Below are 15,349 nucleotides of genomic sequence, written 5' to 3'. Positions count from 1 at the left end.
GGCGCGCACCGCGCCGTTGTAGCTGGCCGACTTGGCCTCCAGCTGCTGCACGCGGTAGGCGCTGACGTCGCCGTTGAACACGATGGTGTCCACGGCGCGCAGGGTCAGCGCGCCCAGGCCGGTGGCATCGCCCGCGACCTGCACGCTCTTGCCGGCGTCGATGGCAAGGTTGCTGCCCTGGCCGCCGTCCAGCGTGCTGCCCAGCACGACCGAGCCGGTCTTGCTGGTCAGCTCGCGGTCGCCCGTCAGCGTCACCGCGCCGCCGTAGACCTGGTCGCCGGCGGTCTGGACCTTGCCTGGGCCCATGGTGGTGGTGCCCGTGATGCGCAGGTCGCGCAGCGGCGTGATGCCGCCCACGTCGCCCTGGATGTCGGCGTTGCCGGCGATGACCAGGCCTTGCTGGTACGGGTCGGTGCCGTCCACGCCAGCCTTCAGGCGCACGTCCGTGCCGGTCAGCGTGGTGTCGGGGCCGCCCAGCGTCACGTGCTGGTTGTATTGCTGCGCGCCGGTGGTGTCGATCGAACCGCCGTTGATCCGCAGATCGCCCTGGCCGCCGGTCTGCGCCGACGCGGCGCGGACCGGGCCGTCCAGGACGATGTCGCCAGCGGCGCTGATCTTCAGGTCGCCCAGGCGCGAGCCCTGGCCGACCGGGCCCGCGAAGTCGACCTTGCCCTGGTCCGCGACCACGGTCAGGCCATGGCCGCCGTCGACCGCGCCATTGAAGCGGATGTCGCCTTCGCGGCTGGTCACCGCGACGTCGCCGCCCAGCGTGACCTTGCCTTGATACGACTGCTCGCCGCGCGTCGAGATGCTGCCCGCGCCGAGGGTGGCATCGCCCTTGACCGTCAGGTTGGCGAGCGTGTCCTGGGCGCCGAACGGGCCCTTCAGCACGGCATCGCCGTCGATGGTCAACGCGTGCGCGCCGTCGCCGCCGCCCAGCAGGCCGACGCTGCTGCCCTTGAGCACGGTGTCGGCGCCGAACAGGGCGCGGTCGCCATAGGACTGCGCGCCGGTGGTGTCGACCCGGCCGCCGTTGATGACCACGGTGCCGCCCGCATCGGTCGTGACCGAGGCCGCATACACCGCCTTCTCCAGCGTGGTGGTGCCGCCGCTGTTGACGGTCAGCGCGCCCAGGCGGCCGGTGGCGGCATCGCCCACGGCGTCGCCGAAGCGCACGTCGCCGCTGCCGCTGCTCACCGTCAGGTCGCTGGTGTGGGGGGCCAGGCTGGCGACCGTGCCGTTGAACGTCACGTTGCCGTTGCCGGTGCTGATCTGCGTGGCATCGGCCAGCCAGACCTTGCCCTGGTAGGTTTGCTCGCCCACCGTCTTGATCGTGCCGCCGCCCAGCGAGGCGTCGCCGTCGACGGTCAGGTAGGCCAGGCGGCTGTCGGCGCCGACCGGGCCGTTGATCACGGCATCGCCCTGGATGGCCAGGCCCTGCTGTTCGTCGGTCGAGTTCGCGCCCTGGGCCAGCGTGATGACGCTGCCCTTGAGCATGACGTTGCCGGTCAGGGTGACCTGTTCGCCGAACGACTGGATGCCGGTCGTGTCGATGCGGTCGCCCTTGATGGTCACGAAGCCGGGGCTGTCGGTCTGCACCGAGGCGGCGTAGACCGCGCCGTTGAAAGCGGTCGTGCCGGCGGTGTCGACCGCCACGTTGCCCAGGCGCTGCCCGGCGTTGCCCACGGTGTTGAAGCTGACGTCGCCGCCGGCGGTCGATACGACGCGCAGGTCGCGCGCGCCGGTCAGCGCGCCGTCGAAGGCCACGCCGCCGGCGGCCGTGCTCAGCGTGTGATTGCCGCCCAGCGTGACGGCGCCCTTGTAGCGCTGGTTGCCCGTGGTGGCGATGCTGCCCGCGTTCAGCGTGGCGGCGCCGTCGACGGTCAGGCTGGCCAGCCTGGCGCTGGCGCCGATGGCGCCGGTCAGCGTGGCGTCGCCGTCGATCTCCAGCGCGTGGGCGCCGTCGACGCCGTTGCCCAGGTTGACGCGGGTGCCGGCCAACAGCGTATCGCCGCCCAGCGAGACATGGCCGGCATAGTCCTGCGCGCCGGCAGTGACGATCCGGCCGCCGTTGATGACGGTGTCGCCCATGCCGGTCTGCTGCAGCGAACCGATGTCGACCGCGCCGCCGTAGGTGGTGGCGCCGGTGGTGGCGACGGTCAGCGCGTTGGCGCCCGTGACCTGGCCGGTGAACGCGACCGCGCCGCTGCCGGTGGACACGTTGACGGCGCTGCCCAGCGTGGTGGCGCCATCGACGCCGAAGCCGCCGTTGGCCGTCGTGTACGCGCCGCGCAGCGTGGTGGCGCCGTTGTACTGCTGGGCGCCGGTCGTGGCGACCTGCCGCAGATCGATGTTGGCGCCGGTGATGGTCAGGCTGGCCAGATTGCTGGCGTTGCCGCCCAGCGTGACGTCGCCGTGCTCGGCGACGATCACCGCCTGCTCGCCGTCGCCGTTCAGCGTGCCGGAGATGGCGACGCCGCCGCCGGCGCCGTTGGCGGTCAGGGTGCGCTTGGCGTCGGACAGCGTGACGTTGCCGGTGACATCGATGGATTTGCCGGTCAGGTCGCCGCTGAACGTGGCGTTGCCGGTGTAGCGCTGGCTGCCGGCGGTGTCGACGCCGCCGGCCATCAAGATCGTCGTGCCGTTCACCGTGAGGTTGTTGGCCTGGTTGCTGGCGATGTCATGGTTGACCGTGACGTAGCCGGTGCCGGAGCTCAGCGTGACATGGCCGTTGGCGCCGCTGTTGCCGGCGGACAGGCCGACGGCGCTGATCATGTTGCCGTTGGCGGCGATGCTGATGTTGCCGTCGGCCGTGGCGATGCGGTCCAGCGTCAAGGTGTCGGTGCCGTCCACGTAGATGTCGCCGGCGCCGGTGACTTCGGCCTTGAGATTGGTGGCCGAGGTCGAGAAATGGGCGTCCCGCGTGCCGATGCCGTACTTGCTGGTCAGTTCCAGGCTGTTGGCGGTCAGGTCGGCGCCCAGGCCCACCAGCGAACCCTCGGCGGCGCTCAGGATGATGGTGCCGTTGAGGGGGTGGACGCTTACGTGGGTGACTTCCACGTCGCCGTGTTGCGAGCTCAGCGCGATGCTGCGGTTGTTGCCGGCGGCCGAGGCCGAGGCGTTCAGCGTGCCGGTGGCGTTGACGCTGATGTTGCCGGTGAGCGTGCTCACCGAGGCCAGCAGCGCGCCGGTGTTGTTCAGCGTCAGGCTGGCCGGCGCGAACGGGCCGGTCAGGCTGGCATAGACCCTGCCGACTTCGGTCGTCAGGGTGGTGTTGCCGCCGATCGCGCCGCTGGCGAACGTCAGCGTGCCGGTCTTGACCTTGATCGTGCGCGGCGTGGCGCCGGCGGCGAGCACGTCCTGCGTGCCGATCAGGGTGACGCTGTTGTTGGCCTGAACGCCGGCGGCGGCCACCATCAGCTTGCCGCCCGCGGACAGCAGCAGGTTGTCCGCCGTGCCGCTCATGCCCGCGCTGGCGTCCAGGTTGCCGGCCGTCGTGAGGTAGGCGGAGCTGTTCGCGCCCGTCTGCTTGACGTTGCCGTTGTTCACCGTGAGGCTGCGGCTGCCCGCGTTGTTGAGCACGATGACGGCGCCGTCGGCGGCGGTGGACAGCGTGTCCAGCGATCCGACATCGGTGCGCAGGGCGATGCCGCCCGTGCCGCTGGTCAGATTCGTGGCCGAGCCGATGCTGCCGCCGGCGATGGCCGTCAGGCCGTTGCCGGTGACCAGGTTGGTCGACGCGGCGCCCAGGATGGAGCCGGCCGCCTTCAGGACGACATCGCCGCCCTGCTGGGCGTTGACGACGTTGACCGTCAGGTCGCCGTTGCTGGTGGCGATCGAGATGCCGTTGGCCGCCGAGCTGGTGTTGCTGACGGCGCTGTTGACCCGCGTGGGGCCGGCCGTGGTGATGCCGATGGCGCCGTTCTGGGTGTTGATCGAGGCCAGCGTGGTGCCGGCCGCGCGGTTGTCGTCCAGGTAGATCGCGCCGTTGCCGGTGACCTGGGCCGTGAGGGTGGCGGCGGTGGTCTGGATGTTGTCGGCGGAGCCGGCCGCGCCGCCCAGGCCCGCGGCGGCCTTGAGCGTGACGCTGTCGCCGATGATGCGGGTGGATTCCTCGCGGTCGTCGACGATGCTGCTGCCGGCCTTGCTGAAGTCGAGGTTCACGCTGCCGGCGCCGGCGTTGATGTTGCCCGCGACCAGCTGGCTGTTGGCGCCGTTGCCGACGACCTTGATGGTGCCGTTGCCATTGGCGGCGACGGCATTGGCGATCTGCAGGTTGCCGGCGGCGAGGATGTCGATGACGTTGCCCGACAGGTACGAGTAGACGGCGTTGTTGTCCGCCGCCAGATACATGGCGCCGTTGGTGGCGGCTTCGACGCGCTGGCCGGTCGCGTTGATGCGGCCGTTGCTGGCGCCGATGCCGTTGCTGCCGTTCAGGGCCACGCCGTAGGCCTTGATGGTGCCGCCGGCGCTGTCGGCCAGGATCGAGCCGTTCTCGGCGTTGAGCGTGACCTGGCCCTGGGTGGCGCCGGCCTGCACGTTCTTGACCGTGATGTTGCCCGTCGTGGTCTTGACGGAAATGTCGTTGCCGGCCGCGTCGGTGCCCGAGGTCACGCTGGTCAGCTTGATGTTGCCGGCCGACGTGATGCGCGTCTCGCCATTGTTGACCGAGGTCGTCAGGCCGCCCTGCAGGCTGCTGGTGCTGTCCAGGTAGAGCGAGCCGTTGCCGGTGACGGTGGCGGACAGGGGGCTGTTGGGCACGGCGACCTTGATCGCCGCGTCGCGGGTGCCGATGCCGTCGCGCGCGGTCAGCGTGATGGCGCCGCTGCCCGAGCCCGAGAGCGTGCCGCCGCCGGACAGGATGCTGCCGGCCTGGGCATTCAGGGTCAGGGTGCTGGTGCTGCCGTAGCTCACCGCGCCGATCAGGATGTCACCGTTGATGGTGGTGACCGACAGATCGCCGCCCGCCCGCAGATTGCCCAGGTTGATCGAGCCGTCCTGTTTCAGCCAGATGCCGCCGGAGGCGTTGGCGGAAATGTTCTTGACCTGGGTGTTCAGGGCGTTGCCGGCCGAGCCGATGGCGTTGGGCGTGTCGCCCGACGAGGTGGACAGCGCCAGGTCGCCGGCGACGATCTTGGAGGATCCGTTCACGCCCTGGATGGAGCCGCCGATGCTGCGGTACGGGGTGGTCGACAGGGACACCGAGCCGTTCTGCGTGACGTCGATGTTGTCCAGCCTGATCGCGCCGACGGCCTGGTAGGTGAAGTTCAGGCCGGTGGTGTCGCGCACCGTGGTCAGCGTGGTGATATTGCCGCTGTCGGAGCCGACGAACGTCAGGTTCTGCGCGCCGATGGACAGGGCGCCGGCGCTGCCCAGGTTGATGCCCTGGGCGTTGTAGCGGTTGATGGTCAGGTCGCTCAGGTCGGCGATGTTGTCGACATAGATGCTGCCCGGCGTGGCCAGGTTCAGCTTCTGGGTGTTCAGATGCAGGCGGACGCCCGAGGTGCCGATCTGGCTGCCCGTGCCATAGTTGGCCGTCAGGCTGACGCTGTCGCCGGTGACCCGGTTGTTGTTGTCGATGCCGACGATGTTGCCGCGCTGCGTCGACAGCGTGACCGCGCCGTTGGCGGACGTGATGGTGCCCACCGTCAGGTCGCGGCCGTTGCTGGCGGTGTCGGCCGTCAGGTTGATACCGCCGCTGGCGGACACCGACGCGGCCTGCAGGCCATAGGTTTCGCTCAGCGCGATGCTGCCGTCGGCCCGGTCGGTCTTGACGGCGCTGAGCGTGACCGTGGTGGTGCCGTTGTTCTGGGCTATGGTCCGGATGGCGCTCTGGTTGCCGATCGAGCCGTTCGCCGTCAGGTTGACGGTGGTGGCGTTGGCGATCGTGCCGCTCAGGATGGAGCCGCCGGTGTTGTTGACGGTGAAGGCGTTGCCCTTGACGTCGACCGAACCCAGCTCGATGTCACCGACCGTATTGCTGATGGAGCTGGCGCCGGCCGCCGACAGGTTCGGCAGGGAGGTGTTGCCTTCCACCGTGATGTAGGCGCCGCCCGTGTTGGCATTGCCCTTCAGCGTGCTGACGCGGGTGTCGATGGCGTTGCCGTTGCCCGGCGCGCCGATGGAGCCTTCGGCCTGCAGCGACAGGGATGCGGCGTCGATCTTGGTGCTGCTGTTGCCGTCGCCCAGCAGCGAGCCCGCGCGCGACGTCAGCACGACGTTGTCGTAGCCCGCGTTGATCTGGCCGACGGTGATGCTGCGGTCGCTGCTGACGTTCAGGTTCAGGCCGCCGGCATCCTGCACATTGGTCAGCACCAGGCCGGCGCTGCTGCCGCTGCCGGCATCCGATGCCTGGAACACCATGTTGCCGCCGCCGCGCGCCGGCGACTGGATCAGGTAGCTGCGCGCATTGTTGCCCTTGGCGTTCAGCGACAGCGCGTCGATGTGCGTGTCCGAGTCGATGTAGACGTCGCCGATGTTCTCGACGCTGAGCACCGGCGCGGACAGGTTGATCTCGCGGCCGACGGCGCCGATGGCGCCCGAGGCGCCGCGGGTGACGAGATCGACCCGGCCGGCGGTGATGCGCTGGCTGTCGTCGGCGTTGCCCAGGATGCTGCCGTTGCTGATCAGGCGGACGGCGCCGGTCGCCTGCGTGTCGATGCTGCCGATGTCCTGGCCGACATCGCTGGTCAGCGTGAGGTTCAGGCCGGTGTTGTCGCGGATCTGGTTGACCAGCAGGCGGCTGCCGTCGTGGGCCACGTCGAACAGCAATTCGTTCGACAGGATCTTGTAGGTGGCGGGCGACGAGCCGGTGGCGGTCAGCGACAGGCTGGCCAGGTCGCGGTCGTTGTCCACATAGATGTGGCTGCCCGCCGTGAGCGCAAGCTCGCTGGTCGTGGTGTGGATCGACGAGGCGCTGCCGCCGGGGGCCGCGCCGATCTGGCCGCCGGCGCTCAGCGCGATGGTGTCGCCGGTGATGTGCGAGGCGGGCGACAGGTTGTAGATATTGCTGTTGATGCCGGTGGCGCTGAGCAGCACGTTGTGCGCGGGGCCGGTATCGACGTTGCCGACGTAGATCGTGCGGTCGCCGGAGAACGAGAAGTGCAGGCCGGTGGCATCGCTGACGTTGGCGACCCGGTAGGCGCCGGCATCGGTGACGTTGAACGTCAGGCCCTGGGACGCGACCTGCAGCACATTGTCCAGGGCGCCGTTGGCGTGATTGGCGGTGATGTTCAGCGAGAACAGGTCGCTGGCGTTGTTGAGGTACAGGTCCTTGCCGGTCTGCGTGATCAGCTGGCGCGTGTCGGTCAGCACCGCGTTGCCGGCGGCGCCGATGGACTGCGCGGCGCTCAAGACCAGGATCGGGCTGACGAAGCTGCCGGCGCCCTGCAGGATCGAGCCGCTGGTCGCGCTGATCTGCGCCGAGCTGCCAGCGCTGTTGTTCAGCAGCGTCAGGGTCTTGTTGTTCGACAGCGCCAGGTTGCGCTGCACGTTCGACGACAGCGTGTCGACGCTGACGTACAGCGGCTGGGGGGTGTTGTAGGTGCCGGTGACCGAGCTGGCATTGAGCGTCAGTCCGCCGGTCGTGATGTTGGGGGCGCTGGGGCTGGCGCTGTTGCCGTAGATGGTGCCATTGGTGGTGAGCGTGACCGAGCCGCCCGCGCCGGTGACGACGTTGTTGACCGTCAGCGAGCGGTCCGACGCGACCGTCAGCGCAAGGTTGCCGGCGGTGCGGATGTCGTTGAGCGTCAGTCCCTTGGCGTCGACCGAATCGACCAGCGTGAAGGCGTTCAAGCCGCTGGCGGTGACGTTGTACGTGTTGACGGTGGCGCCGCTGCTGCTGCGGTGGTTGGCCGTCAGCGACAGCGAGTCCAGCTGCCGGCTGTTGTTGACGGCCACGTTGCCGGCCGAGGCGATCGACAGATTGGCGGCGTTGGTCTGCGCCGATACGCTGCCGTTCATGCCCAACGCGCTGAGGCTGACGCTGTTGCCGGTGATCAGACCCGAGCCGCCGATGGTCGGCGCCAGATCGTTGTTGGCGTACCGCGACGTCAGCGACACCGAGCCCGTGCCGGTATTGATGGCGTTGGCCGTGATGGCGGTATCGGTGTCGATGGTCAGCGCCGCGCCGCTCATGTTGGCGCCGATCGTCAGATTGACCGTGCCGGACATGGTCAGCGACTGGCCCCCCATGCCGCCGAACGAATAGGTGTTGGGGGCGAAATTGGTGAGGTTGTAGGAGTCGCGGTGCGTCAGGTTCAGGTTCAGGCTGTTCAGCGCCTGGCCGCCGTTGTTCAGATAGATGTTGCCGTTGTTGCTGATCGCCAGGTTGCTGGCGCTGACGCGCAATGCCTGGCCGCTGGAGCCGATGGCGCCGGTATTGGCGTTGCGGGCGCCAACGCTGTCGTAACCCAGGGTCGACAGCGTGACCGTGTTGGACGTGATGCGGCCCGTGCCGGCGTCGCTGGTGATGCCGGAATTGACTCCGCCGCCCAGGGTTTTCAGGGTGACCGAGTTGGTGGCGGTGATGGCGCCGACCTGGATGTTCCTGCGGCCGCTGAAGCTGAAGTCGGTCAGTCCGCCGGTGATCTGCTCCAGGTATTGCGTGGTGCCGTTGTCGCTGATGCGGATGGTCTGGCCGGCGCCGCCCGTGATGTCGAAGACGCTGCTGCCCATGGTCTTCTGGCTGTCGATGGACAGGCTGCGCAGGACCGTGTCGCTGGCGACGTAGATATTGTTGACCGCCGTGAGAGCGAGCGCCGACGTGCCGGACAGGGCGATCGCGCCGCCCGTGCCGGCCGCGCCGATGTTGCCGTTCCAGCCCGAGCTCAGCGCCACCGTCCCGGCGCGGATGACGCCGCGGTTGGCGGGGTCGTCGTTGACGATGCTCTGGTCGCTGCTCAGGCTGACCTTGCCGTTGGCGCCCGTGTCGATGTTGCCGACCAGCAGGCTCCTGCCGTTGGACGTGAAACCGAAGTCCAGGTTGGTGGCGCTGCCGATGTTCTGCAGGCGGATGCCGCTGGCGTCATCGGTCAGCGTGAAGGCCGTCAGGTTGGGCGCCGTGATCGCATAGCTGGCGCTGGTGTCGCCGTTGCGCGTGATGTTCAGGCGCGAGAGGCCGACCGTGCTGTCGATGGCGATGCCGCCGACGCTGCTCAGGCTGACGTCGGGCGCCTGCAGGGTGAGCGCGGCGCCGGGGGCGCCGATGGCGTCGCCCGACATCAGGCTGATGCTGCCGGCGCGGATCAGGGTCGAGGCATCGCCGTCGTCCAGGATCGAGCCGCCGAAGTTGTTCAGGGTGGCCGTGGTGCCGGCCCGCACGCTGCCGACCGTGGTCGTGCCGGCATATTGGGTGTAGTCGATCAGGCCCGCCGCCGCGTCCAGGCGCGCCAGCGAGATGCTGCTGCCGCCGCCATCCAGATAGATGTCGGTGCCGGCGATGGCCTGGACCTTGACGACGTCCGGGCCGGGTCCCATGCCCGTGTCCAGGGCGCCAACGCCGACATAGACGACGTTGCCCTGGTACTTGCCGCCGATCGAGCCCGCGGCCGTCAGCAGGATGTCGTTGCCGCCGGCGCTCACGCTGCCGTTGCCGTTACTGAGGATGGAGCCGTTGGCCGCGTTCAGCGCGACGTTGCCCTGGGTGGAGCGGATCTGGCTGGACAGCAGCAGGTCGCCCTGCCGCGCATCGATCTGCACGGTGCCGGTGGCCGAGATCTGGCCCAGCGTGATCAGGCTGGTGTAGTTGCTGACGCCGGCCGCATGCGGCAGCTGGACGTAGAAACCGCCATCGCCCGCCGAGCCGCCAAGATCGCTGGTCAGGATGTCCAGGTGGCCGTTGCCGGCGGCGCCAACCGCCTTGCCGGCGTTCAGGTAGACCGAGTTGGCCAGCAGCCGGGTCTGCTTGTCGTTGTCGTCGCGCAGGTTGCCGGCGGCGTTCAGGGTGATGGTGCCATTGCTGCCGGCATCGATGCTGCCGACGGTGATGTCGCGGTCGCCGGTGAAGGTGAAGCGCAGCGCGTTGCTGTCGCGGACTTCGTGGATGGTGTGGCCGCCGACATCATCGGTGATGTTGAACAGCAGCGACGGCGCTCGCACGCTCAGCGTGTAGCGATCGTTCTCGTCCTTGTGGCGCGCGTTCAGCGTCAGCGAATCGAGGTCGGAGATGCTGGTCGCGTAGAGGTTGCCGCGCGTATCCAGCGTCAGGTCGGTCGCGTTGACCAGGACACGGTTGCCGCTGGTGCCGATATCCTGGTTGGCCCGCAGCGTGACGGTGGGGGCGGTGACGCGGGTATCGGCGATACCGTCGTCCAGGATGCTGCCCAGGGTCGAGGTCAGCGTGACGCCACCGGTGGCGCGGATGTCGCCCAGCTTCAGGCTCTGGTCGCCGCTGAACGTGAACTGTCCCAGCAGCGAGCTGTAGACCTGCTTCAGCTCATAGGCGGTGCCCAGGTCGTCGATGACGTTGAATTTCAGGAACGGCGCGGTGATCTGCAGCGTGTTGCGACGGCTGGGGTCGGCGTGCGTGTTGATGACCGTCAGGAAGCTCAGCGTCTTGCCCGGGTTGTCGACATAGATGTCGCCGCCGCTGGTCAGGGTCAGGCCGGTGGCGGCCGTCTTGATCGGATCGCTGGCCGTACCCACGCCCTGCTGCGCCAGCAGCTGGATGTTGGCGCCCGCCAGCGCGCTGTTGGCATTGGCGCGCAGGATGCTGCCGCCGATGGCATTGAGCGAGAGCGCGCCGTTGCCGGCGTTCAGCATGTTGGCGGTCAGGTTGGCCGCGCCGGTGACGTAGATGCCGCTGCTGGCCTTCAGGTCGTTCAGCAGCACCGAGCCCGTGGCCTGGTTGATGTAGATGCTGCCGCCCTGGGCGCGCAGCTCACCCGCCGCCGTGCGCAGGTAGGTGCCCATCTGGCCCACGGTATAGGCGAAGCTGTTGGTCGGGGCCAGCAGGGTGACGACGTTGCCGGTGATCAGCGAGGCGTCCGTGCCGGTGATGCTGCCGGCACGCGCGGTCAGGGTGACGTTGCCGGCGCCGGCATTGACCTGGCCGGTGGCGATGCCGTTGCCGGTCAGGTTGATGGCGCCGCCGCCGGAACTGACGCTGTTGGCCGAGACGCTGCCCGCGCCGCTGATCTCGATCGCGGCGTTGTTCGCCTGCGCCTCGGTAATGGTCAGGTTGTTGCTGGCGCTGTCCAGGTACACGCCCGCGCTGGATTTGGCGGACAGCGTGCTGGCGTTGGTCTGCAGGCGGCGCGCGCCGGTGCCGATGGTGCCGCTCAGCGCCGACAGCGTCAGCGAGGGCGCGGACACGATGGTGGCATCGGCGCCGTCATCCAGGATGTTGCCGTAGGTCGAGACCAGCGTGGCGGACGTGCCGGCCTTGATGGCGCCAAGCGTCAGGTGGCCGGTGGTCTGCGCGACCAGTTCGCCGGTGGTCTCGATCGCCTTCAGGGTCGTCGGGCCGGCGTTGTTCAGGTAGATGCCGCCGCTGCCGCTGGCGGCCGTCAGCGCGGTGCTCTGCGTGTTCAGCGCCTGGGTCGACGAGCCGATCGCGCCGTTCTTGCCGTCGCTGCCCAGGGCGGCGAGCGAGATGCTGCCGGCGTTGAGCTGCGAGGCGGGCGTGCCGAGGATGTGGCCGGCCGTCGACTTCAGCGCCAGCGCGCCGGCGCCGAGCTCGATGGCGCCCACGGTGATGCTGCGGTCGCCGGTGAACGAGAAGTTCAGGCCAGGCTGCGTCACCGTGTTCAGCTGATAGCCGCCGTTGTCCTGCAACGAGAAATCCAGCCCCTGCGAGGTGATCTGGAAGCTGTGGTTGATGCCCGGCTTGGCGTGGCGGCTGGTGATGTCCAGCGAGGTCAGCGCCTGGTCATTGGCCACGACCAGGTTGCCGCCGGTCGCCAGCGACAGCTGGGCGCTGCGGGTGTTGACGGCGCCGGCCGCGTCGCCGATGTTGCCGCCGCTGGCGTCCAGCTTGACGGTGTTGCCGGCCACGACCTGGTTGGCGCCGCCGGTGTTGCGGATCGAGCCGGCGCTGGTGCGGACCACGGCGGCGCCGCCGCCGGCATCGATCAGGTTGGCCAGGTTGATGTCGCCGGTGGCGTTCAGCGTGATCGCGCCGCCTCGGCTGGTCAGCTTGCCGATATTGTCCAGCGTGCTGCCCACGCCCAGCGCCTCCAGCGTGATGGAGCCGCCCTGGGTGCTGATCTCGGTATTCGAATTCTCGAAGCGGATGCCGCCCGTCTGGGTCGAGCGCATCGTGAAGCTGTGACCGGCCGTGGTCTTCAGGTTGATCGCGGCCATGTCCGCGACCGTGATCTGGCCGGTGGCTTCCAGCTTGATGTTGGTGGTGCCGGCCAGGCTTTCCAGCAGGCCGCGCGACACGGTGTTGTTGGCCGTGTTGGCATCGCCGCCGTTGACGGTGCCGTCGGCCGCGTTGCCGTCCTGCGAGCCGGTGCCGTTGGCGGAATCGACGATGCGCAGGTCGGTCGGGTCGATCAGCAGCAGGCCGGTCTTGCCCTTGGGCGCGCGCAGGTCGGCCGAGCCGGTCAGGCCGATGTTCTTCTTGCTGGAGACTTCGGCGAAGCCGCCGTCGCCGCCGTCCTTGCCGCCGCGCGCCGACAGGCTGCCGGCGAAGGCGGTGGCCTCGTTGGACCACATCGTGACGTTGCCGCCCTTGCCGTTGACCAGCGCGTCGGCCTTGAGCGTGGCGCCGGCCGCCACCTTGACGGTGGACGACTTGCCGCTGAACGCCGCCGAGCCGTCGTCGGGGGCCACGCCCAGGCTGCCCAGCGCGATCTCGCCGCCGCCGGCCGCGCCCGACACGTCGATGGCAGCGCCGCGCGCCACGTCCACGTGTTCGCCGGTCGCGACGACCTTGCCGCCGCGCTCGCCCGCGCCGGCGCCCGTGGCGTCGACGGTGCCGGCGATCCTGACCGTGCCGGCATCGCCGCCGGACAGGACGATCTTGCCGTTCTTCGTGCCCACGGCCCTGGCGCTGACGATGCCGTCGGTGTTGACGACGTTGTCGATCACGCCCTTGACGGCGCGCGCCGTCATCAGCACGGTGCCGCCGTCGGCGCGGATCTCGCCGCTGTTGGCGACCAGCGCCGCCACCGGCTTGCCGTTGGCGTCCTTGGGCAGTTCATTGACGGTGGACGTGGCGTCGAAGCTCAGCAGGCCGTCGCCGTGGAAGTCGACCGTGACGGTCTTGGCGCCGGCCAGGGCCACGCGGCCCAGCTTGGCCTCGATCACGCCCGAGTTGCGCACCGCCGGCGCCACCAGCGCCGCCAGGCCGCTGTCCTTGATGCTGATCGTGCCTTCGTTGACGATCATGGCGCCCGCCTTGGGCGAGGCCTGATCGAACTTGTACTTGCCGGCCAGGAAGTCCCGGTCGCTGATGTTGGCGGTGGTGGCGACCAGGCCGCCCACGTCCACGCGCGCGCCCTTGCCGAACACCACGCCGTTCGGGTTGACCAGCATCACCGTGCCGTTGGCGTTGAGCCGGCCGAAGATGGCCGAGGGGTCATTGCCGACCACGCGGTTCAGCGTGACGCTGTTGCTGCCCGGCTGGCGGAAGTTGACCGTCTCGTTGGCGCCGATGCTGAATTCTTTCCAGTTGATGATGGCCTTGCCACTCGACTGGTTGATGTCCAGCGTGCCGTTGCCGCGATTGTTGATGGTGGCGGAACCCGCCACCACGTTGCCGCCGGTGGGGTTGGCATGCGCGGCGCCCGAGACCAGGGAGCCGATCACCATGGCCAGCGTGCTGAGCGCGGGCAGGGGCGGGGTCTTCTTCAGGGACGGACGGCGGGCGGGTTGGGCGAGGCTGCGGGATTGACGATTCATGGTCGGTCGCTTTTCTGTCGCGGATTAGTACTGGGCCGAGAGGCTGAAGAACACGCGGGGATTTTTGTTGCCCTGGGCCAGGACGTCGGAACACATGGGCTTGGCCACTTCGACGGTGGCGTACAGGTTCTTGGACAGGTTGGCGCGCATGCCCGCGCCGTAGGAGGAAAGCTTGGCGCGCGTCAGCTGCGCGCTGGCGGCGCGCGACCAGATATGGCCGCCGTCCACGAAGGTGTAGACGTGCGCGCCCTGCGGCAGGAAGCGGTCGGAAGACACGGCGTAGCGCAGTTCCAGCGCGGCGGCCACGCCGGAATCGGCGGACATCTCGCCGTCGTCGTAGCCGCGGCCGAAGTTGGGCCCGCCCAGCGCGAATTCCTCGCTGGCCAGCAGCGGGCTGGCGCTGTACTGGCCGGCGAAGGTCGCCACCAGGCTGAAGCGCTCGGACAGCTGCTGCAGGCGGGTCAGCTCGGCGGTGAACTTCAGGAAGTCGGGGCGGCCCTTGGCGCGCGACGCCAGATCGGACCCCTCGCGCGAGGAGCCCATGGCGTCCAGGCCCTGGTGCACGGTGCCGCGCACGGCGGTGATGCCGTTCCAGCTGTCGGTGCGGTCGTAGCTCAGGCCCAGGCGCAGCACGCGCAGGCGGTCGCGCGTGAACGGCGCGTCGGTGATGTCGGTGGCGACGTTGCGCACGTCCAGCATGCCGAAGGCGCGCAGGTTCTCCAGGCGCGAGCGGATCAGCGGATAGGTGAGGGTGGCCGAGTAGGCCTGCACGTCGCTGGCGACGTTCAGCAGCGCCAGGTCGCGGCCGGGCTCGCTCTTGGCGTAGCTGGCGGCCAGGCCCAGGGTCATGCCGCTGTCGCTCACCAGCATGTCGTAGTTGGCGCCGATGGCCTTGCTGCGGTAGGCCGGAAAGCCCAGGCGACCGGTCAGCGTCAGGCTGTCGGCGCGTCCGCCGAACGAGTTGATCGTGACCTGGCTGGTCATTTCGCTCCAGCCCAGATAGGGCGAGGCGCGGTTGTCGAAGCCCAGGCGCGCGTCGACCGGCTTGCGCTCGCTGCGTACCACCAGCACCGAGCCGCCCATTTCTGTGGGCGAGGCCTCCAGCGAGGCGCGCACGGTCAGGCCGTTCAGGTCGTTGGCCAGCAGCAGCTGGCGCTCGACTTCGGCCAGGTTGATGGGGCGCACGCCGCGCAGGCGCCGCACCAGCTTCTCGACCGCGGCCTGCGCCGGGCCGATATCGCCGTCGTACTTGACCTCGGCGATATAGCCCTCGACCACCAGGATGCGGAAGCGGCCGTCATCGATGGTCTGTTCCGGCACGATGACGCGGGTGGTGACGTAGCCGTCGTTGCGGTAGCGCAGCTCGATGTCGTTGGCCACCTTGAAGGCGTCGGCCACGGTGATCGTCTTGCCCAGCAGGCCCTGGTAGAGCGGCCGCAGCGTGTCGGCGCCATAGCGGGTCACGCCTTCGATGCGCATGTCCGACAGCGTGAAATTCAGC

2 protein-coding genes are annotated in these 15,349 nt (G+C 69.1%); both read right to left on the bottom strand.

What is annotated here, in order from left to right; genetic code table 11:
* Positions 1–13,848: filamentous hemagglutinin N-terminal domain-containing protein (locus KDH83_RS23655; protein ID WP_212320421.1), on the bottom strand; the 13,848-nt coding region annotated here is incomplete at its 3' end.
* Between the two features lie 24 nt (positions 13,849–13,872).
* The coding region (locus KDH83_RS23650; protein ID WP_212320420.1) for a ShlB/FhaC/HecB family hemolysin secretion/activation protein at positions 13,873–15,349 on the bottom strand (1,477 nt) is incomplete at its 5' end.

The sequence above is a fragment of the Achromobacter sp. Marseille-Q0513 genome (assembly GCF_018195695.1).
In the GTDB taxonomy this organism is placed as follows: Bacteria; Pseudomonadota; Gammaproteobacteria; order Burkholderiales; family Burkholderiaceae_B; genus Achromobacter.
Note: the sequence above shows the minus strand (reverse complement) of the source record. Positions and strands in the feature narration are given on the sequence as shown.